Genomic DNA, 22,036 nt, shown 5'->3' with positions numbered 1-22,036 from the left:
TACTTCAAAGTCTTACCTATCGCAACCGAATAGATCACAATATATGCTAGTAAAACTTTTAGCAAGCCGATTCCGCAATCTCTGTGTAGTTGGGGACTCTGATCAGTCTATTTATGCATGGCGTGGTGCAGATATATCCAACATCCTTTCTTTTGAAAAGGATTATCCAAATGCAAAAGTAGTAATGCTGGAACAAAACTATCGTTCCACAAAACGAATTCTGCAAGCCGCGAATCAGGTCATTGCCAATAATTCTGGTCGTAAAGATAAAAATTTATGGACAGAAAATGAAGATGGCAACAAGATATACTATTACCGAGCTGATAGTGAGCAAGGGGAAGCGCAATTTGTTATTGGGAAAATTCAAGAATTAAGAAGAGAAACATCTCTTAACTTATCGGATATAGCTATCCTTTATCGAACAAACGCACAATCACGTGTAATGGAGGAAATGCTTCTTAAGTCAAATATTGAATATTCGATTGTTGGAGGTATAAAGTTCTACGATCGAAAGGAAATTAAAGATACACTTGCTTATCTTCGTCTGATTGCAAATCCGGATGACGATATTAGCTTCCAACGGGTCATTAACGTTCCAAAGCGTGGAATTGGCTCTAGTTCAGTTGATAAAATCGCTAATTTCGCAGCAATGCATGATATGTCCATGTATCAAGCATTAGAGGCCGTTGAATTAATTGGCTTAAGTCCAAAGATTACGAAGGCTGCAAGTGAATTCCGTGATTTAATTCAAAATTATACAAGAATGCAGGAATATTTATCTGTGACAGAACTTGTCGAAGAAGTTATTGATAAATCCGGCTATGTAGACATGTTAAAAGCGGAAAAGTCCATTGAAGCTCAAAGTAGATTAGAAAACATAGAAGAATTTATGTCTGTGTCGAAAAACTTTGAAGATGCTAATGACGATAAATCATTAATTGCTTTCCTAACAGATTTAGCATTGGTTGCCGACATTGATAAATTGGATGATGATGGAAACCAAGCAGATTCTGTTGTTTTAATGACATTGCACTCTGCAAAAGGTTTAGAATTCCCAATTGTTTTCTTAATTGGTTTGGAAGAAGGAGTTTTCCCACATTCTCGTTCATTAATGGAAGAAGGAGAGATGGAAGAGGAACGCCGTCTTGCATACGTAGGAATTACACGGGCAGAGAAGCAATTGTATTTAACAAATGCCCAGATGAGAACTTTATTTGGACGTACCAATATGAATCCACCTTCTCGGTTTGTAAAAGAAATTCCGGAAGATTTGCTTGAAGGTGTGAATCCTGTTTCGAATAGACAAAGAATGTCACCAGCACAAAGCGGCTCTCGAACTTCTTATTCCCAACAGCAGCCAACGAGAAAGGCAGTTATCCGTCCTGCTACAGTCGCAACAGGTGGAGAAGGAATCGGATGGAGTGTAGGCGATAAAGCAGTCCATGGTAAATGGGGTACTGGGACGGTTGTTAGTGTTAAAGGAGAAGGCGATTCAAAAGAGCTAGACATTGCTTTTCCAAGCCCAGTAGGCATTAAACGACTATTAGCTAAATTTGCACCGATTCAAAAAGGATAAGGAAAGGAAAAGGATATATGGAACAAACTCTTGCAGAGAAGCGAGTTAAAGAACTGCATAATTTATTAAATCAGTATGGGTATGAATATTATGTTCTGGACAATCCTTCTGTTCCTGATGCGGAATATGACGCATTATTAAATGAATTAATCCGTTTGGAAGAACAATTTCCGAGCTTAAGAACAAATGATTCTCCATCACAGCGAATTGGCGGAGAAATACTGGATATGTTCTCAAAGGTTCAGCATCAAAAACCGATGCTGAGCTTAGGGAATGCATTTAATGAGGCGGATTTACGCGATTTTGATCGAAAGGTTCGTGCGGCTATTGGGGAAGACTTTTCATACGTCTGTGAATTAAAGATAGATGGGCTTGCTGTTTCCCTTCGATATGAGAATGGCTTATTTGAACAAGGAGCAACGCGAGGGGATGGAACAACTGGAGAGGATATTACGGCGAATCTGAAAACGATTCGCTCTATTCCCCTACGTTTAAATCAACCGGTCAGTTTAGAGGTTCGTGGCGAAGCATTTATGCCGAAAAAATCCTTCGAGGCACTTAATAAAATAAAGGATGAAAATGGGGAAGAGCCATTTGCCAATCCTAGAAATGCTGCAGCTGGTTCTTTACGTCAATTAGATCCACGCATTGCGGCATCTCGAAACTTGGATATCTTCCTTTATGCCATTGGGGATGTTGGTCAGACAGGTGTTCAATCCCATAGTGAAGGACTGGATTTACTCGATACACTTGGATTCAAAACAAACAAAGAAAGAAAAAAATGTCAAACAATTGAGGATGTTTTACAGTATATTGAAGGCTGGCAGGAAAAACGTCCACACTTGCCCTATGAAATAGATGGAATTGTAATAAAAGTAGACGGTTTAGCTCAGCAAGAGCAGCTTGGAACAACTGCAAAAAGTCCGAGATGGGCGATAGCATACAAATTTCCCGCAGAGGAAGTAATGACAAAGCTTCTTGCCATTGAACTGAATGTGGGGAGAACAGGTGTTGTGACGCCAACTGCTGTATTAGAACCCGTAAAGGTTGCTGGAACAACGGTGAGAAGAGCATCACTACATAATGAGGACTTAATACGAGAGAAAGATATTAGACTCGGCGATATGGTTGTTGTCAAAAAAGCTGGTGATATTATTCCAGAAGTAGTGAATGTTTTAGTGGAAAAAAGAACCGGTGAAGAAGAAGAATTTCTAATGCCTACTCATTGTCCTGAATGTAATAGTGAACTTGTTCGATTAGAGGAAGAGGTAGCATTGCGCTGTATTAATCCAAAATGTCCTGCGCAAATTAGGGAAGGCTTAATTCACTTTGTTTCTAGAAATGCTATGAATATTGACGGGCTTGGTGAGCGAGTAGTGAGCCAATTATTTTCTGAAAAACTAATTGAAGATGTTGCGGACTTATACACATTAGATTATGAGCAACTCATTCAATTAGAAAGAATGGGCGAAAAGTCTGTGAATAATTTATTGCACGCAATAGAAGCTTCAAAGCAAAATTCCCTTGAGAGGCTGTTGTTTGGCTTAGGAATTAGACATGTGGGAGCAAAAGCAGCAAAAACAATTGCAATGGAATTCAAACATATGGACCAGCTTGTTAAAGCATCAAAAGAAGAGTTAACGGCTATTAATGAAATTGGCGAAAAAATGGCTGACTCCATTGTCACTTTTTTTGAACAGGAAGAAGTGCTGGAATTAATCAATGAACTTAAAACCTATGGTGTTAACATGGAATATACGGGTCCATTACCAGTAACGACAGAAGATGCTGATTCCGTATTTGCTGGAAAAACCATTGTTTTAACAGGAAAGTTAGAACAACTTTCTCGTAATGAAGCTAAAGAACAAATTGAATTATTAGGTGGTAAAATAACAGGAAGTGTCAGCAAGAAAACAGATTTAGTCATTGCAGGAAATGATGCAGGAAGTAAATTAACAAAAGCGGAACAGTTAGGTCTTGAAGTATGGGATGAGGAAAAACTTATGGAAGAATTGAAGAACAAAGGTGTGTTTGGTGAATGAAAAAACACGTAATGATGGTGCTTGGACTAATATTAGTCCTATCAGCTTGTGCACCTAACTTTAATAAAGAAGAAGAAGTAAAGACAGAAGACGTAGATAGTAATACAACAGAAACAGCGATTATACCAAATTATAAAATCTCTGACGATTATTATAAGGTAGTTGTTCCATTCAAAGCTTCTGAAGCAAGGGGATTGGTTGTAAATAATTTAAATACCCGCTATGACATTGCTGAATTTGAAACAGGATTAATGCGAATTGCACAAAATGCATATGATCCAGAACAATACTTTTTCCAAGAAGGCCAGTATTTAGATAGCAGTTTAATCACCAATTGGCTTGGGAGAAAGTCTAGCAAGAATGCAAAGGGGTTAAATCCAGCTGGCGAGGAAAATGGCAAAGAGCCCATTTATTTAGCTCATATCCTCGAACATGATTATTTAGTGAAAACCGATGATAATAGTTTAAAGCTTGGTGGAATTTCAATTGGTTTGGCTATGAATTCAGTCTATTCCTATGTAGAAAAGGGAGCGGCAAAAGAACTGAAAATAGATCGAACAAAGCTTGAAAAAGAAGGGAAAAAAATGGCAATAGAGGTAGTAAAAAGAATTAGAGAAGTGGAAGGACTTGAAAAGGTTCCAATCATTATTTCTCTTTTTGAGCAGAAAGAAAGCTCCTCTGTTGTTCCTGGAAACTTTATTTCATATGCTAAGGTTGCAGGTGATAGCAAAAGTATAGGGGACTGGGAAGAGATTAATGAAAAATATATTTTATTCCCAAGCTCAGATACGCAATATAAGTCAGAAGCGGATGCATTTTCTTATTTTAAGCAGGACATTGAAAATTATTTTCCTAACTTTAATGGAGTTGTCGGAAGAGCTTTCTATGTGAATGATGAAATGCAGAATTTAAGCATTGAGATTCCGATTCAGTTTTATGGAGAAGCAGAAGCACTCGGCTTCACTCAATTTGTTGCAGGGAAGGTTATGGAACATTTTCCGCCAAATAATACCTCTTCTGTGCAGGTTAGCATTACCTCCGTATATGGCCCTGAAGCATTAATTGTTCGTGATGTTGATGCAGAAGAACCATTTATTCATATTTATCAATAAAGGGATACTTCCATAAATGGGAACTCTTGATCTCTCGTTTATGGTTAGTTGAACACCTTCTTCCTCGAATTTTATAAGCTAACGGTGTACTTACTGAAGGTTAAGAGGATAATGTCAGAGAGTTAATCATCATGCTTCCCTTGAAAAGTGGAATAACTGATGCCTAACTCTCTCTTTTTGTATCATGACAAAAAAATTTCAAAAAGGTACAAGGTTTTTTATCAGCAGAGTAGAGTATAGTATGAGAAAAGGAATCTATTTGAAGGAGTTGTGAACATGTCATCAAACCCTAACTTAGATGATTATATGCAAAAGGGAATGTATGGGGCAAAGGAAACAAAGCCAGAGGAACGAAGAAAATTTCTTGGTACTCTAAGAGAAAGAGTTGTGATTGCACTAAATCAATCCCAAGTAATTGAACCATCGCCCTACAAAGAAATACTTGATGCGATGAAAAAGAATACAGGTGCGAAGTTATATTTAAATGGTCATTTAGACTATTCATACTTATCGAAATATATTAAGGAAGCTAATCAAGCCAAAATGGAATACACGATTGTAACCAATAAAGAGGCAGATAGTGAAATTGGCTTATTAATTGCTTATGATCATGCGATTAATAAAGAAGATATTTATATCGGGGAACAAACAAACGATACAGTAGAAGAGGAATCTTCGCAAGATAGTCAGAAAAAGGGATTATTTACGACTATTGGAAAATGGTTTAGTAAGTAAGAAAAGGGCTCAAAAGGAGAAATCTTTTTGGGCCTTTTTGTTTAAAATAATTGTTGTAGGCATGTTTACTTTTTTTGAAAAGGGTAAATATGAAAAGAAAGTGCAAAATATTTGTTTTGTGAAATTATATTGCGTACAATGTATATGTGGAAAATAATAAATTATTGGAGGAATAATCATGAGCGATACAATTCTTACAACATCTGTTACAGCAACTGGTGGAAGAGAAGGTCGAGTAGAGTCAGAAGACTATGTTATTCAATTTGATACAGCGATGCCAGGAACTCAAAGAGCAAAGGAATTGGAGGATGCGACAAACCCTGAGCAATTATTTGCAGCTGGATATTCGGCATGTTTTGATGGTGCATTACAATTAATGGCACAAAGAGAAAAAGTAAACTTTGACTCTGAAACAACAGCTAGTGTTAGCTTACTAAAGGATGAAACAGATCAAGGCTTTAAATTAGCTGTAAAATTATCTGTAAAAGGAACTGGAATTGAAAAGGATGTTTTAGAGGAGCTTGTACACAAAGCGCATAACTTCTGCCCCTACTCTAAAGCAACTAGAGGAAATATTGATGTTCAATTAGAAGTGGTTACAGCTTAATAGAAGCATAAAAAGAGAGCAGATGAAAGTACCTAAACTTTTATCTGCTCTCTTTATGTCTATCCTATTTTAAATCATGGTGCATTACGTGAGGTTTTGCAAAAGCTTTAATAGTGATTGCTTTAATTCAGTGATTTCTTCGTCTGATTTTCCAAAAAGCTTGAAAACTTCGGTTGGAATACATGCTGCTTTTTGCTGTAGAGAAGCACCTTTGTCCGTTAAGGTAATGAGTACGGAACGCTCATCCTCAAGGGATCGCTTACGTTGGAGTAATTGTTGCTGTTCCATTCTCTTAAGCATTGGCGTTAGTGTACCAGAATCGAGGTATAAGTAATTTCCCATTTCCTTCACACTAAGACTTTTATGCTCCCATAGAAGTAAAAGAACTAGGTATTGTGGATAGGTTACATCTAGCTCCTCTAACAAGGGCTTATATTTTTTCGTTAATTCCCGTGAACTTGCATATAAAAGAAAACAAAGTTGGTTTTCTAATTTTAAAGAGTCTAATTCATTCATTGTTCGTCACCTAGCTTTTTAGTCTTCTAAATATTAACTATTGTATCGGATTTTGCGTGAATTTCCTATCTATTTGCCAAGAATGAGAAAAATAAAGCAATTTCTGTCTCGGGTATAAGGGATTTTTACTGCTTAACAACCCTCTTAGAAAAAAGAAGGATTTACGAAATAGTTAGCGAAATAAAGGAGAAAAGGGAAAAAATGGAGAGCGTATTTATGAATATTACAGCGTTAAGACCCAAAAAAAGGTCAGCCCTACGTCTTTATTTCGGGAAAAAATATTATACCACAAAGAGATATATGCAATGGATGATAGCGAGAAAACACTATGCAAAGAAAAAGCAAAAGGCATTACTACCCCATTCTTATTTTACCCATAAAACAATGCTACTAAGAGAATTAAAGGATGTTGATATGAGGCTGCAGTATAACAAAATTATTAATTTAAAAGTGGCGGTTTCAAAAATAAATTTGATAGTCATAGAACCAGGAGAAACCTTTTCTTATTGGAGAACAATAGGCAAGCCCACTTATAAAAAGGGTTTTGTAGACGGGATGGTTCTGTATTCTGGGAGCTATCGTACTGGAGTTGGAGGAGGGCTGTGCCAGCTTTCTAATCTGATTTATTGGATGACATTACATACTCCGTTAACAGTGGTGGAAAGGCATCGCCATAGTTATGATGTTTTCCCTGATTCCAACCGAACACAGCCATTCGGTAGTGGCGCGACTTGTTCCTACAATTATTTAGACCTACAAATCAAAAATGAAACAGATACTACTTTTCAATTATGCTTAGAAGTAACAGATACCCATTTAAAAGGGGAATGGCTAGGGGCAGCACCTAGTTTATCTCATTATGAAGTGTTTGAAAAGGAGCATCAAATCACACCAGCCTATTTCGGCGGCTATATTCGCCATAATCAAATTTATCGAAAAAAATTTAATAGAAGAGGTGTATTATTGGAGGAAGAGTATATTACAGAAAATCATGCGTTAATGATGTATGAGCCACTCCTTTCCTCGCTGGAGAATAACCGATAAAAAGAGGGAGGTCCCTCTATTTTTTACTTTAAAATAGAAATGAACGGAGCGACCAACTAAATCAAAATGGTATAATTGTAAAGACTATGTACATTTAATATGGATAAACATTTTTCAAGGAAAAACAATCATTTATAAAGAAACGGCTTTCTTACAAGATATAATCTTACTTTCGGTTGCTTTCCTAATGATTTGTTTGCTATTATCAGATTATTGTATTGTACGTATAACGATGGAGGTGACATATATATGTCAAGAATTACAAAGGAAGAAGTAAAGCATGTTGCGAATCTAGCTAGACTTGCGATATCGGATGAGGAAGCAGAGCATTTTCAAAAGCAATTGGATGCTATTATTTCTTTTGCAGAAGAACTAAATGAATTAGACACAGAGGGAATTGAACCAACTTCCCATGTATTAGATATGAAAAATGTATTACGTGAAGATGTACCAACAAAGGGCTTACCTGTTGAGGAAGTTTTACGCAATGCGCCAGACCATCAGGATGGACAAATTAAAGTGCCATCTATCATTGAGTAAGGAGGGGAAATCATATGAGTCTTTTTGATCAAAAGATGACGGATTTACAGGAACTATTACATAAGAAAGAGATATCTGTTACAGATTTAGTAAAAGAATCGTATAATCGCATAAAAGACGTAGATGGGAAAGTACAAGCATTTTTAACATTAGATGAAGAAAATGCTTTATCACAAGCTAGCGTACTAGATAGCAAGCTTGTAAATGGGGAACATTCCGGGAGCCTATTCGGAATGCCGATTGGGATAAAGGATAATATTGTTACGAAGGATTTAAGAACAACTTGTTCGAGTAAAATCTTAGAGAATTTCCAACCGATTTATAATGCAACAGTTATGGACAAGCTGCAAGCAGCTGGAGCTATAACAATCGGAAAGCTAAACATGGATGAGTTTGCTATGGGATCTTCCACGGAAAATTCCTATTACCAAAAAACGAAAAATCCATGGAATCTTGAAACAGTTCCTGGTGGATCATCAGGTGGATCTGCTGCATCGGTTGCAGCGGGTGAAGTACTATTTTCCCTTGGATCAGATACTGGTGGCTCCATTCGTCAACCAGCAGCTTTCTGTGGGGTTGTCGGCTTAAAACCTACATATGGAAGAATTTCTCGCTTTGGTCTCGTTGCGTTCGCATCCTCACTTGATCAAATTGGACCAATTACACGTACGGTAGAAGACAATGCTTTCTTGCTTAATGCTATTTCTGGTTTAGATCCAATGGATTCTACTTCGGCAAATGTAGAGGTTCCTGATTTTACGAAAGGCCTAACGGGAGATATTAAGGGCATGAAAATAGCTGTGCCGAAAGAGTATCTAGCAGAAGGAGTAAACGAAACAGTTCGCCAATCTGTTTTAGATGCATTAAAGGTATTAGAAAAATTAGGCGCAACATGGGAAGAAGTTTCCTTGCCACATAGTAAATATGCCCTTGCTACATATTATTTATTATCTTCTTCAGAAGCATCTGCAAACCTTTCTCGTTTTGATGGGGTACGATATGGTTATCGTGCGGATAATGTGGAAACATTAATCGATCTGTATAAGCGTTCACGTGCAGAAGGATTTGGCGATGAAGTGAAGCGCAGAATTATGCTTGGAACCTTTGCTTTAAGCTCTGGCTATTATGATGCTTATTATAAAAAAGCACAAAAAGTACGTACATTAATTAAAAAAGATTTCGAAGATGTATTTGAAAAGTATGATGTTATTATTGGACCAACTACTCCAACACCAGCCTTTAAGTTAGGAGAAAATGTGGATGATCCATTAACGATGTATGCAAACGATATATTAACGATTCCAGTGAACTTAGCTGGCGTACCAGGTATATCGGTTCCTTGCGGCTTCTCTAACGGTTTGCCACTTGGTTTACAAATTATCGGTAAACACTTTGATGAAGCATCTGTATATAAAGTGGCTTATGCGTTTGAACAAGCTACAGATTATCATAAACAAAAACCAACGCTGTAAGGGGTGAAAAAGATGGAATTTGAAACAGTCATTGGGCTAGAGGTCCATGTAGAGTTAAAAACACAATCAAAAATATTCTCAGCAAGTCCCAATCACTTCGGTGCTGAGCCGAATACAAATACGACAGTAGTCGATTTAGGCTATCCTGGCGTACTACCTGTTTTAAATAAAAAAGCTGTAGAATATGGCATGAAAGCGTCTATGGCATTAAACTGTGAAATAGCGACGGAGACGAAATTTGACCGTAAAAACTATTTTTATCCAGATAATCCAAAAGCTTATCAAATCTCACAATTCGATAAACCGATTGGAGAGCATGGCTGGATTGAAATTGAAGTAGATGGCTATAAGAAAAAAATTGGGATTACCCGTGTGCATTTAGAAGAGGATGCAGGAAAACTGAATCATGAGAAAGGATATTCATTAGTGGACTTCAACCGTCAAGGAACGCCATTAATTGAAATCGTTTCTGAGCCAGATATTCGTACACCAAATGAAGCATATGCTTACTTGGAAAAATTGAAATCCATCATTCAATATACAGGCGTATCTGATTGTAAAATGGAAGAAGGTTCTTTGCGCTGTGATGCCAACATTTCGATTCGTCCTGTAGGACAAGAGGAATTTGGAACAAAAACGGAGCTGAAAAACTTAAACTCCTTTAACTTTGTTCGCAAAGGATTAGAGTATGAAGAACAACGACAAAGAGAGGTTGTTTCTTCAGGTGGTGTCATTAATCAAGAAACACGCCGCTTTGATGAAGCAACAAGTACAACATTGCTAATGCGTGTTAAAGAAGGTTCAGATGATTATCGTTATTTCCCCGAACCAGATTTAACAGATTTGTATATCGACGAAGATTGGAAAGCAAGAATTCGTGCGGAAATTCCAGAATTACCAGATGCAAGACAAAAGCGTTATATGGAAGAATGGGGCTTACCAGAGTACGATGCGAAAGTATTAACCGTTACGAAGGAAATGGCTGATTTCTTTGAAGGCACTGTTGCAAATGGAGCGGAGCCAAAGCTTGCTTCTAACTGGGTAATGGGCGATGTTTCTGCCTATTTAAACGCAGAGCAAAAGGAGCTAGCAGAAGTAAAGCTAACTCCAGAAAATCTTGCTGGTATGATAAAGCTCATTGGAAATGGAACAATCTCCAGTAAGATTGCAAAACAAGTTTTTAAAGAGTTGATTGAAAATGGCGGAGATGCGGAAGCGATTGTTAAAGAGAAAGGGCTAGTGCAAATCTCTGATGAAGGTGCATTGCTGAAAATCATCGGCGAAGTATTGGATAACAATCCTCAATCCATTGAAGACTTTAAAAATGGAAAACAAAAAGCAATTGGGTTTCTTGTTGGTCAATTGATGAAAGCGACAAAGGGACAAGCAAATCCACAAATGGTTAATAAATTATTAGTCGAAGAAATGAATAAAAGATAAGAAGGGGATCTATCTCCCCTTTAGCTGTCAGCAAATGTTGAAAACGACTTTGCTGGCAGCTTTTTTAATGGGAAAAGAGGGGGAGGATGGCAAAACTAGCTTGGATAGTGGTATATATTCTAGTCGAACGTGGAAATCAGCCAACCCAACGATAAATCAGCCAAAGTAGGAGGGAAATCAGCCAAACCAGCGATAAATCAGCCAAAGTAAGAAGGAAATCAGCCGAACTAGCGATAAATCAGCCAAACCACCATCCCCATCCCAGCACTTCCCTCCACAACCTCCAAAATCAAAATAAAGGAGCAACTCTTAAAAGAGCAACTTCTTTATTTTGATTTCCATTCATTCGACAGTATTTCCCAGGAAAAGTCCGTAATCAACAATTTCCTGAAAAGCTTGTCCAATTAAGGGGAATCAGCCTATTTTCTTCGGGTTAATTCGATCCTTTTTTATGTTTTTATCATTAATTTTAGGTTCTTGATGATGAATAAAATTAAGAATATTAGAGCGATGTAAAAAGATTAATAGTATTAAAAACAAGAAAAAGAGCCAGTCATGTTGGATGGTAGGAGATAATAGCGCATATAAAAAAATGATTATTCCTACTGAAATACTACCCAAGAATACATATTTTGTTATAAAAATAACAGCGAAGAATGCAAAATAGGTAATGAAAAACAAAGCTGGATTGGCAACGAGAAGGGTCCCTGCTGTAGTTGCAATTGCTTTTCCACCACGGAATCTAGCGAAAATTGGAAAGCAATGACCAATGACAGCGACTAATCCAGTGTATAACGGATTTATATCTACCATTAGCAAGTATGGTAAGCATGTGGCTAGCGCTCCTTTTCCGACATCAAGTAGTAAAACGGCAATCCCAGCTTTTTTGCCTAACACGCGAATAGAATTAGTAGCTCCTGGGTTAAAACTGCCATGTTTACGAATGTCTATACCATAAAAAACCTTGCCGATAATTAAGGCAGTTGGAAAAGAACCGATTAAGTAAGAAGCTAGGATAATAATAATCAAGTGCATTTCTCCTTTGACATAATCTTAAGTTTACTAGAATTAAACAATATTTTTTTTTCTTCTTTTATTCTATGCAGCAAAAGGGAGAAGATTGTTTCCTTCTCCCTATATTATAAATAAAAGATGCTGTTTTTTATTTAATTTTTAAAAGTCTATTTTATAAATAAATGTTATGGATTTAAATCTTGTTCTTTTACTACCAATTTTTCAACCGTAACAATCACTTCTTCTGTATCCACATAATCTATAGTTAACTGCATCCCTTTTTCTAGGAAAATACTATAAGGAAAATCATTTGATGAAACTTGGAAAATGGTTTTATTTCCATCTAACATGAATTTTACAATCGTGCTATTTTCTACTTCAGATTTATATACATAGCTGACCGTTCCCGTTACTGTCTTTTGTTCGGCAATATTATTAGGGACAGTTTTATCATTTTTTAAAAGGGTGACAAGAGCATATTTATAATCATTAAAAAGCTTTGTTTTTTCAGTATGATAACTATACACCTTTTCATCCTTTGCATTAATCAACATAATTTCTCTTAATACATGATTGCTGTCCATAAGCGGGACAACCCATGTGAATTGCCCATAAATTGTATAAAGCAGCGGAGTGCCAGCTTCGTATTTTTGGGCGCGGAAGGTTTTTTCCGCTACATTGATAGCAGATTTACCATTTAAAGAGCCGTTTGCTTCGGTGTAAAAAGTAAGAGCACCAGTGCGAGCATTAATCATAGAATAACCAACCATACTACCACTGTCTGATTTCGGACGAGTGAAGTCAGTAAACCAATGCAATTGTAAGTCTTCATTAAATACACCATTTACTTCGTCTACATTTTCCCAAGCAGTTGGCAATTTCATGTCTTCTTTTGCAAAAAGAGTGTTCCAGAAACCATGAATATATTTTCCATACCACTCATTCCAGTCCTCAGCAACACTTGTAGGAATGACATGGTCAATGAAATCAGGAATATTGTTCATAGCATAGTCCTCTATTTTTCCAGTAGCTGGATCAATGATATAAATCCCTTTAATATCAATAATTTCTCGGAATTTATTATATTGACCATACGGAATAACATAATAAGGTTTATCGTTATCATCGGGTTCAAAGCTTGCCTCAAGCAGAATCATATCTTTATGCTTATTTCTGACTAGCCTTTTTAAATCCTCGTTAAAGTATGCAGACGGAACATACTTCATGGATGATTGAACTAAGATGGCATCCTCGTTTTCATCCTCTGCACTCATTTTAATAAAGCCAGGAACGTCACTTCCTTTTACCCATTTGAAAAATCCTGTGTATTCAATCGGCGTTACCCAATAGAGATGATCATCGATCTTTTGTAGAGTGGAATTTCCTAAATCATAATAAGAAGGATGGGCAAGCTCCCCAAGTTTTTTCTCACTTCGATAACGTGCATAGCTTTCCGGTACAACGACGATATGCTTCTCATTTGTAGATACAGCTTCTTTGTCGATAACAGTTGCTTTTTCTTGTACAAATCGATATTTATCGCCGGTAATAGTTAATGGATAGATAAATTGGACGTAAAGACTAAATAAGACAAAGTATAAAAATAGAATTCCGGTTATTTTATATCCCTTTACTTTTCCAAAAAGTAAATCTAAAAATAAGAAGAAAGCAATATAAATAGCACCATATTTAAATAGAGCCTGTAAGGAATGATCGATTAGCTGAAAATAATCAAGACAAAAAATAATTAAAAGCCCAGCAAGCAATCGTATAACTTGAAAAATGAGAAATCTTTGTTTTTTTAGATGGCTTTTCCATAGGAATGGATTTAGTGTTAAAGCCAGTAACGCAAATAAATAATGCATACACATTCTCCTTTAATAATTTGCTATAGAGTAAATACGAAAGAAGTGGTAAAAAGTTTCAAGTAATAATGGTACTATTACAAAGGAGAGCAATCCAAATAAAAGGAAGAAGCAAGCAAAAATAATAAAAAGAGTGTAGGGGGATGACAATCCGTTTACGTCTATTATTATAGAATGGCTAAGAAAGGGGGGAGAGGCCATTAGTGATCAAGTATTAATTGATAAAGTAAAGGCAGGAAATGATCACGCATTTCGACTGTTAGTAGAAAAGCATCGAGACTATTTGTTTCGTTCCATATACAGTGTTTTGAAGGATCAGAAAGAAGCGGAAGATGCGGCGCAGGAAGTGTTTATTAAAATCTATACCTCTCTCCCCAAATATGAGAATCAAGGTTTTAAAACATGGATTACAAGAATTGCTGTCAATCATGCCATTGATATGAGAAGAAAGAAGCAAAGAAGAAAAGAAGAGATGGCAGAAGAATTGGAATCTCACATAGGAGGCTCACTTGCTGATGATGTAGAATTAGAAGTGATAAAGCGGGAAAGACAAAAGCTTGTCCAACAAAGGCTTAAGGAAGTACCTGCTAATTATAGGGATGTCATTTACGGTTTTTATATTCAAGAAAAAAGCTATCAAGAAATGGCTTCTGAACAAAATGTGCAAGTGAAAACGATTGAAACGAAGCTATATCGCGCAAGGCTTTGGATCAAAACGCATTGGAAGGAGGAAGACTTTTTATGACAACACATTATTCTAAAGACTATTGGATGAAGTATGTAAGGGATGAATTAAAGGAGACAGAAAGAATTCTACTTGAAGATCATTTGTATACATGCGATCAATGCTTAGAATTATATATAGATGCAGTAGACATGAAAGAGGAGAAACTTCCTTCAATTTCAGATGAAGTAGCCTTTATGAATGATATTATGGAGCAAATAACCAATGAAAATATGGATAGGAAAAAAGACGCGAAAAAGAAACGTCCTTTTTATCAATCATCCATATTCCATTATGCCATTGCCGCGAGTCTCACATTGATACTGATGTCGGCAGGATTCTTTCAATCGATTATAAAACATACAGAAACAATCCAAAAAGCGGAAGTATCTTTGAAAGAAGAGCCAAAATCCGGCGGTTTAGTGGATAAGACATTTGCTTGGATGGATTCATTCGATGGTAGTAAAAAGGAGGATTTTAAGAAATGAAAAACCCGATTGTTGCAACAATCTTAGCATTTTTTCCAGGCGGAGGTCTTTTCTACATTGGGAAAAAGCTACGAGGCTTTTTATATGGGCTTGCTGTATTTGGACTAGCATTTATGTCCATCATCATTCAAAGTTCATGGTATTACGGCCAGTGGACATTTATTGTAATTGTTATTGGCTTTATTATCTATTGTATTAGTTTTCTCGATACATTAATAACGACCAGTAGCTATTTAAAAGAGCGGGTGAATTTTTCTAATCATACGGAAGCTGGAGAGGCAGCACCTGTATTAGTAAAAACAACCGAGTCCGAGCGTTTTTATACGATTGTTTTATCGTTTATTCCTGGTTTAGGGCATATTCAATTAGGATTAGTATACCGTGGAATAACTTTATTGACGGCGTTTCTAGGTCTAGGAATTATGATTTTATTTATCACATTTCTAACCTATACGAATGAATTTCTATTATTCTTGGCAATTTTACCGGTTATTTGGATTTACGGATTTTATGATGTTTCCCAGCAGTTTAATAAGAAACTGAAAGGGGAAAAGCTTGAGGACATTACTATTTTTCAAGATTTTGAAAAGAATCAGGAAGAAGGGAAGAAAAGTAAATTTATCGCCACCTTCTTATCTGTATTTCCAGGTGCGGGTCATTTATATTTAGGTCTGCAGCAAAGAGGGATTCAGCTAATGGCAGCTTTCTTGTTCTCTATCTTTATTCTCAATGAACTACGATTAGGTCTCTTCTTATTCGTTATCCCGATTATTTGGTTCTATAGTTTCTTTGATGGATTGCAAAAAGCGTCAAAGATAGGAGAAGAAGAGCTAGAGGATGTACCTGTCATTGCCTATCTAATTAACTACCAGAAATGGTTTGGAATTGGACTACTCGTTATTGGTCTCTATTATTTATTGATTAATATTATCTTACCAATATTTTCGCCTATCATTAGAGAAACAATAAATATTGATATACGTTTCTTTTTTTACCAATATTTTCAGACAGGAATTGTTTGTCTTGTTCTTATATTAGGTGGAATTCATTTATTAAAGGGTACAAAAAAGAAAAAAATGTAAAAATCTCGTGAAAATAAAAAGATAGATTATGCTATTGGCATTTGATTATTCCAATCAAATGGCCAATGGCTACATAAGGAGAGAATAGAATGAGACAATGGCGGGTCGGCACTTTTTCAATGGGCCTATCTTTAGTATTTCTAGGAGTTTTTCTATTACTTACACAGTTTTTTGATTGGCAGATTATCACTGTATTAAAAGTTTGGTGGCCAATTATTTTAGTTATTCTTGGAATGGAAATTTTATTATACTTGTTTTCCTCCAAGCAAGAAAAACCTTATTTAAGCTTTGATCTATTCAGTATTATTATCGTTGGTATCATTGGTACTGCAGGAATATCGATGGTCTTCCTGCAATCTACAGGTATTTTGGATATTGTAGAACAAGGGTTAAAAAGAGAAGAAGTAACAAAAGATTTGCCAGAATTTAATTATGCAATGAAGGATAACATCAAAAGAATTGTTATAGAATCAGAAAGTCAACAAAATCCGATTACAATAGAAGGAACAAATGAAAATGTTCTATCATTATTCGGAACTTTTCGTACCGTAGAATCGAAGGAAATGGAAGTTTCGAAGCCAGAGGATTATCTAAATGTGTCTCAAAAGGGAGATACTCTATTTGTACGTATAAAACAACTGCCTTATCGAATGTCTGAATTTTATACAGACTATTCTTCTATACATACCACGATACTTGTGCCAACAAATAAGAAGTTAGATATTATTGATTTGAATAATGATATTACCTTAAATCCCCGTGAATTAAAAAGCAATTGGACAGTCAACAATGTTTCGCAAATTGATTTAATATTAGATGAAACAGCAAATGTTAAAGTTTCTGTCAATGATACAATCATTAACAATCGAGATCGAGAGAAATGGGAATATACAAGTACAGAGGATGAAAAGGCGGAAAGTGAGACAACTGCGATTTTACAAAAGGGAAAAGGAAGTCCTGCTATCCATGTTTTTAACAGTGGATCATTAGATTTAACAAATCATTAACAAGGTAAAACATCTATCCATGTTTGCTTTTACCATTAAAGAAGATAAAAGGGATAGATTTGCCTCAAAGAATAAAGCATTTCTGAGGAAAATCATCCTTTTATGGAACCTTAGTTAAACTTATCGAACCATGTCCCATTTTGTTGCAGATTTTCCCAATAGTCATAAAATATTGACTCATGCTGTCGGAAAAAAGTTAATCAAACGTTTGATTAATAGAAAAAATCAAGCAATAGTGGAAAGGAAAGTATGGTGAACGAATAGATTGGGTTATAATGTGGGAAGAAATGCTAATCTTGGACACTTACTCTAAGTTGTCACATAACATGGTAGTAGCTAGAGTTAAAAATTGCCTAAGCAAGTGCTATCGTATATGATGTTAGTGGCTATGGAAAAAATGAATTTTGATTATAGGATGATGAAAAATGAAAAGGGCAAGGATAATATATAATCCTACTTCAGGTCGAGAAGCTTTTAAAAGACATTTGCCAGAGGTGCTAAAAAGATTAGAAGAGGCAGGATATGAAACTTCCTGTCATGCCACAACTGGTCCGGAAGATGCAACCTATGCAGCAAGAGTCGCGGTAGAAAGACGATATGATCTTGTTATTGCTGCTGGTGGGGATGGAACCATCAATGAAGTGGTAAATGGGATGGCTGAGCAGGAATATCGCCCCAAGCTTGGGATTATTCCAGTAGGAACGACAAATGATTTCGCAAGAGCGCTGCATATTCCAAGAGATATTATGGGAGCGGTGGAAGTCATCGCAAAGGGCGATACAATTCCAATTGATATTGGAAGAATGAATGATAAATATTTCATCAACATAAGTGGTGGTGGACATTTAACGGAAATCTCTTATGAGGTTCCGAGTAAACTGAAGACGATGTTAGGACAACTTGCATACTATTTAAAAGGTGTGGAAATGCTGCCTTTCATTAAAGCAACGCATGTCAAAATCGAATATGATGGGAAGCTATTTGAAGGGGAAGCTATGTTATTTCTAGTTGGCCTTACCAATTCAGTTGGTGGATTTGAAAAGTTAGCTCCTGGAGCTTCGATTAATGATGGTCTTTTCTCCTTGCTAATATTAAAAAAGGCAAACCTTGCAGATTTCATTCGAATCGCTACACTTGCTCTTCGTGGGGAACATATAAATGACCCGAACGTCATTTATACGAATGCGAATCATATTAAAGTTAGCTCTGACGATAAGGTTCAATTAAATCTTGATGGAGAATTTGGCGGCTTATTACCAGCCGAATTTATAAATTTATATCGCCATTTTGAGTTATTTGTGCCAATTGAAGAAATTCGAGAGGAAGACCGACCTGAACTGAAGGATTATAAAGAAGCATCACAAACAGACAATATCGAGGAGTGAGAGGAAGAAGAAATCCCCTCACTTTTTGTTTTTTAGTTCCTTTAATTTTTCCATAGTGAAGAAGCTTGCGCTTTCCTGATAATATGGTACAATTACCACGCTTATTTTTTTCGGAAATATCGATGTAAAGGAAGACGATAATGAGTAAAACATTACCCGTTCAAAAGAACGATATAATAGATATAGTTTTTGAAGATTTAACACATGATGGTTCAGGTGTAGCAAAAGTAGATGGTTATCCACTATTTATCCCCAATGGATTGCCAGGTGAAAAAGCAAAAGTAAAAGTAATTAAGACAAATAAGAATTATGGTTTCGGCCGTTTAATGGAGATAACAGAAAGAAGTCCCTATCGTGTAGAAGCTCCATGCCTTATTTACAAGGAATGTGGGGGCTGTCAACTACAGCATTTAAGCTATGAAGGGCAATTGAAAACGAAGCATAAGCATGTGAAAGATGTTCTTGAGCGGATTGGCAAAATTGATACGACTGTTCATCCAACCCTAGGCATGGAAAATCCTTGGCGTTACCGTAACAAGTCACAGGTTCCAATCGGTGAGCAGGAGGGTGGCCTTATTGGCGGATTCTATCAACAGCGCTCCCACCAAATCATTAATATGGAACAGTGCATGATTCAGCAAGAGGAAAATGATTATGTCGTCAATACAGTAAAAGCTATTTGCTCGAAATATGGAGTTCGCGCCTATGACGAAGCACGCCATAAAGGAGAGTTACGTCATATTATGGCGAGAAGAGGGCTCGTTACGAAGGAAGTAATGGTTGTATTAATCACTCGTACACAGGATATCCCCAATCGCAAAGCAATTGTTGATGAAATTGTGCAAAAAGTGCCAAATATCAAATCAATTATCCACAATGTGAATAACAAAAAAACGAATGTAATAATGGGAGATATAACGCGTACGATTTGGGGAGAAGAAACCATTACCGATTATATTGGCGATGTGAAATTCGCTATTTCTGCCCGCTCTTTTTACCAAGTAAATCCAGAACAAACAAAAGTGCTTTATGAGAAGGCATTGGAGTATGCAAATTTGAATGGGGAAGAGAAAGTAATAGACGCTTACTGTGGAATTGGAACCATTTCATTATTTTTAGCAAAAAAAGCTAGCCAAGTATTCGGTGTTGAAATTGTTCCACAAGCGATTGAAGATGCTAGAAACAATGCACGCCTAAATGATATCCACAATGTGGAATTCGCAGTAGGAGAGGCAGAAGTAGTTATCCCCAACTGGTATAAAGAAGGAAATGAAGCAGACGTTTTAGTAGTAGATCCACCACGAAAAGGCTGTGATGAAGCATTACTACAGACTATTCTTGATATGAAGCCGAAAAAAGTTGTCTATGTGTCCTGTAATCCAGCAACTTTAGCTCGCGATTTGCGGATATTAGAAGACGGGGGCTACAAAACAGAAGAAGTGCAGCCTGTGGATATGTTTCCGCAGACAATGCATGTGGAGGCAGTGGCACTGCTGGAGTCGATCTGATTTCTGATATTTGTATATCTATGAAAGCTGTGGATTTTCTCAAGATGTCAGAGAAAATAAGTAATCGTATCGAAGTAGCTATGAACAAAAAAGAACAAGAACTTTACATGGGTGTCGACCATAGTGTTCGCCATCTAGGTTACTAAGAATTGTTTTGGGATGAAACCAATTGGCAACCGTTATGTAAGTCGTGCCAAGATAGAAAGACAATGACTGAGGACAGATTCCAAGAGTTCAAATACTGAAAACACTTCCCCATCACGAAAAAAGATATTATGAAGAGTCAAACCTTGTTTCAAGGTAGATTATGAATGCTTTATGAGGAAATAAATAGAAACCCTTTCAAGTTAGCGTTGAAAGGGTTTTTTATATTCACTTTATTCCATATCCATTTGTGAAAGCTGACGAATCAGATCACGTTTTCCGTAAACAACAGCGGTTACCTGAACAATTAAATGATCCTCGTCTAGCCAGAAATAGACTAGAAAATTTTTAACAGGCATTTTACGAATTCCGTAGTTGTGCCATGGTTCTTCTTCAGTGAGGGCAATTCGCTGTGGAAATTCGGAGAGAGAGGAAATCGCATCCTCTAACGTATCCAATAGATGCAGTGCTGTATCTGGGGCTTTTAGTTCAGAAGCAATGTAGTGTGTAATTTGTTGTAGCTGTTCTTGTGCCTGTGTTGTGATTTTTACAACGTAGGTTTCAGCCATCGATTATAATTCCCGTCTTAAGTCATTAAATACATCGGCTACAGGACGAGAACGGTTCGCTTTTGCATCTTCAAACCCAGCATGCATCATGGCATTGAATTCTTTTGCATCCATTTCATCGAGAGCAATAGGTGCAGTGGGAATGGAGAGAGAGAATGGGATGCTCTTTGTCATGATGATTTGTTTGTAAAGCATATTGATGACAACAGAAGCAGGCACTCCTAATTGTGACATGATTGCTTCAGCTTTTTCTTTTATTTCTGGTTCAACACGAGCGAGGACATTTGCAGTTTTAGCTGCCATAAATCATTCCACCTTTCTTTTTTCTTTATTGTATGCTTTTGTATAACGGTTAGCAATACAAAACCAAAACTTCCACAAGAAAGAGTAGGGGCGGTCTGAATCTCTACAAGCCAAAACCCCAAAGACCGGCGCCCCATTTCGTGCGGAAAATTGCAGAAATAAAAGGGGCATACCCAAAAAACAAAAATTAGAATGAAAAAAGTAACGAAAGTAGTATTGGATTGGGAAGTTTACCTTTCACTTCTAACAGTACTTTTGCCGAATGATTGCAGAAAAGACTGTAAAAACCTTGCTCAAATACAGGAGTTTGCAGTCTTTTTTCTTGGCTGTTTTCGTAAAGTTTGTTGCTATGACCCGCAGCCAGAATACACTTCGCTGTCTAATTAGACTAATCGTTTTTTGGTAGACTTTGCATTCACGGAATGTCTACAAAATCTAGTTTCAAACAACCATACTATTAAAGAATTAATCAAATGCTGAATCAAAAGAATGGAAGGCAATGATTAAATATAAATAGCAAGAAAGGATGAAAAAAATGATTAAATCGTTTTTAATGATAGGACAGTCGGATTTGCAGAAGTTTTTCTAAAACAAAAAGGGGATATACCAGATTCTGTTTTTAATGTATTAAAACCTGAAATATTCATAGCACTTTAAAAGATGCACGTTTTTCTAAAATGCAGGTGAGAGTTTTCTATCTTTTTATAAGATTGAACATTTTCTAACCTTTAAAATCTAATTAATTTATTTCCCATTGGAAATGTCCTATTTTTAGGCAGACTTCTCCCCTTAACTGAAATTTAAATTTTTTTCAGTTGGTAAAACCAAGTTAAGCTACTCAATCTGGAGTTTTTGTATTTGAC

Annotated in this window: 20 protein-coding genes and 1 pseudogene; 16 read left to right on the top strand and 5 right to left on the bottom strand. The window is 36.5% G+C overall.

Annotated elements, in window-relative coordinates:
• Positions 1-28 precede the first annotated feature (28 nt).
• The 5 genes and pseudogenes from QQZ16_RS12180 to QQZ16_RS12160 all read left to right on the top strand — a co-directional run.
• A pseudogene (locus QQZ16_RS12180) lies at positions 29-1,576 on the top strand (3'-5' exonuclease); the annotation flags it as partial.
• 17 nt (positions 1,577-1,593) lie between these two features.
• The gene (gene ligA, locus QQZ16_RS12175) at positions 1,594-3,618 is read left to right on the top strand and encodes an NAD-dependent DNA ligase LigA (protein WP_031538087.1); all 2,025 of its coding nucleotides are present in this window, start codon (positions 1,594-1,596) and stop codon (positions 3,616-3,618) included.
• Positions 3,615-4,730, top strand: coding sequence for a CamS family sex pheromone protein (locus tag QQZ16_RS12170; RefSeq protein ID WP_235252053.1), 1,116 nt, complete (start codon positions 3,615-3,617; stop codon positions 4,728-4,730). Before ligA ends, QQZ16_RS12170 begins: the two co-directional genes overlap by 4 nt.
• Before the next feature lie 276 nt (positions 4,731-5,006).
• Positions 5,007-5,465 carry a YueI family protein gene (locus QQZ16_RS12165; protein ID WP_031538084.1) on the top strand — a complete coding sequence of 153 codons (459 nt, stop codon included), beginning with the start codon at positions 5,007-5,009 and terminating at the stop codon, positions 5,463-5,465.
• A 178-nt stretch (positions 5,466-5,643) separates the two neighbouring features.
• Positions 5,644-6,072, top strand: coding sequence for an organic hydroperoxide resistance protein (locus tag QQZ16_RS12160; protein ID WP_031538082.1), 429 nt, complete (start codon positions 5,644-5,646; stop codon positions 6,070-6,072).
• Between the two features lie 84 nt (positions 6,073-6,156).
• Here QQZ16_RS12160 and QQZ16_RS12155 read toward each other — a convergent pair whose 3' ends face one another.
• Entirely contained in the window at positions 6,157-6,588 is a 432-nt protein-coding gene (locus tag QQZ16_RS12155; RefSeq protein WP_031538081.1) for a MarR family winged helix-turn-helix transcriptional regulator, read from the bottom strand.
• A 216-nt stretch (positions 6,589-6,804) separates the two neighbouring features.
• Here QQZ16_RS12155 and QQZ16_RS12150 point away from each other — a divergent pair, with 216 nt between their 5' ends.
• The 5 genes from QQZ16_RS12150 to QQZ16_RS12130 all read left to right on the top strand — a co-directional run bounded on the left by QQZ16_RS12150 (position 6,805) and on the right by QQZ16_RS12130 (position 11,253).
• The gene (locus QQZ16_RS12150; RefSeq protein ID WP_031538080.1) at positions 6,805-7,632 is read left to right on the top strand and encodes a VanW family protein; all 828 of its coding nucleotides are present in this window, start codon (positions 6,805-6,807) and stop codon (positions 7,630-7,632) included.
• Between the two features lie 249 nt (positions 7,633-7,881).
• Positions 7,882-8,172, top strand: a complete 291-nt coding sequence (gatC, locus tag QQZ16_RS12145) for an Asp-tRNA(Asn)/Glu-tRNA(Gln) amidotransferase subunit GatC (RefSeq protein WP_031538078.1) — start codon at positions 7,882-7,884, stop codon at positions 8,170-8,172.
• Positions 8,173-8,186: 14 nt separating this feature from the next.
• Positions 8,187-9,644 carry an Asp-tRNA(Asn)/Glu-tRNA(Gln) amidotransferase subunit GatA gene (gene gatA / locus QQZ16_RS12140; RefSeq protein WP_031538076.1) on the top strand — a complete coding sequence of 486 codons (1,458 nt, stop codon included), beginning with the start codon at positions 8,187-8,189 and terminating at the stop codon, positions 9,642-9,644.
• Positions 9,645-9,656: 12 nt separating this feature from the next.
• Positions 9,657-11,084, top strand: coding sequence for an Asp-tRNA(Asn)/Glu-tRNA(Gln) amidotransferase subunit GatB (gatB, locus tag QQZ16_RS12135; RefSeq protein ID WP_031538074.1), 1,428 nt, complete (start codon positions 9,657-9,659; stop codon positions 11,082-11,084).
• Positions 11,085-11,118: 34 nt separating this feature from the next.
• Positions 11,119-11,253, top strand: a complete 135-nt coding sequence (locus QQZ16_RS12130; protein WP_284561367.1) for a hypothetical protein — start codon at positions 11,119-11,121, stop codon at positions 11,251-11,253.
• A gap of 245 nt (positions 11,254-11,498) precedes the next feature.
• Here QQZ16_RS12130 and plsY read toward each other — a convergent pair whose 3' ends face one another.
• Positions 11,499-12,119: a glycerol-3-phosphate 1-O-acyltransferase PlsY gene (plsY, locus tag QQZ16_RS12125; RefSeq protein WP_031538072.1), complete on the bottom strand. Its 621-nt coding sequence runs from the start codon at positions 12,117-12,119 to the stop codon at positions 11,499-11,501.
• 164 nt (positions 12,120-12,283) lie between these two features.
• A complete protein-coding gene (locus tag QQZ16_RS12120) occupies positions 12,284-13,963 on the bottom strand; it encodes a hypothetical protein (RefSeq protein WP_031538071.1) in 1,680 nt (559 codons plus the stop codon).
• 163 nt (positions 13,964-14,126) lie between these two features.
• Here QQZ16_RS12120 and QQZ16_RS12115 point away from each other — a divergent pair, with 163 nt between their 5' ends.
• From QQZ16_RS12115 to rlmD, 6 genes are all read left to right on the top strand, one after another.
• On the top strand, positions 14,127-14,708 hold the full coding sequence (locus QQZ16_RS12115) for an RNA polymerase sigma factor (protein WP_331280227.1): 582 nt from the start codon (positions 14,127-14,129) through the stop codon (positions 14,706-14,708).
• A complete protein-coding gene (locus QQZ16_RS12110; RefSeq protein ID WP_031538068.1) occupies positions 14,705-15,175 on the top strand; it encodes a hypothetical protein in 471 nt (156 codons plus the stop codon). The genes QQZ16_RS12115 and QQZ16_RS12110 overlap by 4 nt, the downstream gene beginning before the upstream one ends.
• Entirely contained in the window at positions 15,172-16,257 is a 1,086-nt protein-coding gene (locus tag QQZ16_RS12105; RefSeq protein WP_031538067.1) for a hypothetical protein, read from the top strand. The genes QQZ16_RS12110 and QQZ16_RS12105 overlap by 4 nt, the downstream gene beginning before the upstream one ends.
• 89 nt (positions 16,258-16,346) lie before the next feature.
• Positions 16,347-17,264, top strand: a complete 918-nt coding sequence (locus QQZ16_RS12100) for a hypothetical protein (RefSeq protein ID WP_051640972.1) — start codon at positions 16,347-16,349, stop codon at positions 17,262-17,264.
• A 425-nt stretch (positions 17,265-17,689) separates the two neighbouring features.
• Entirely contained in the window at positions 17,690-18,649 is a 960-nt protein-coding gene (locus QQZ16_RS12095) for a diacylglycerol kinase (protein WP_048718937.1), read from the top strand.
• Between the two features lie 140 nt (positions 18,650-18,789).
• Positions 18,790-20,157 carry a 23S rRNA (uracil(1939)-C(5))-methyltransferase RlmD gene (rlmD, locus tag QQZ16_RS12090; protein WP_284561366.1) on the top strand — a complete coding sequence of 456 codons (1,368 nt, stop codon included), beginning with the start codon at positions 18,790-18,792 and terminating at the stop codon, positions 20,155-20,157.
• A gap of 377 nt (positions 20,158-20,534) precedes the next feature.
• Here the strand turns inward: rlmD and QQZ16_RS12085 are convergent, their stop codons facing one another.
• Both QQZ16_RS12085 and QQZ16_RS12080 read right to left on the bottom strand, forming a co-directional pair.
• Positions 20,535-20,870, bottom strand: coding sequence for a type II toxin-antitoxin system RelE/ParE family toxin (locus QQZ16_RS12085; protein WP_251627763.1), 336 nt, complete (start codon positions 20,868-20,870; stop codon positions 20,535-20,537).
• A 3-nt stretch (positions 20,871-20,873) separates the two neighbouring features.
• Positions 20,874-21,173, bottom strand: a complete 300-nt coding sequence (locus QQZ16_RS12080) for a type II toxin-antitoxin system RelB/DinJ family antitoxin (RefSeq protein ID WP_031537205.1) — start codon at positions 21,171-21,173, stop codon at positions 20,874-20,876.
• Positions 21,174-22,036 lie beyond the last annotated feature (863 nt).

Origin of the sequence: Bacillus sp. T2.9-1 (genome assembly GCF_950097965.1) — a bacterium.
Taxonomy (GTDB): Bacteria; Bacillota; Bacilli; order Bacillales; family Cytobacillaceae; genus Niallia; species Niallia hominis.
Note: the sequence above shows the minus strand (reverse complement) of the source record. Positions and strands in the feature narration are given on the sequence as shown.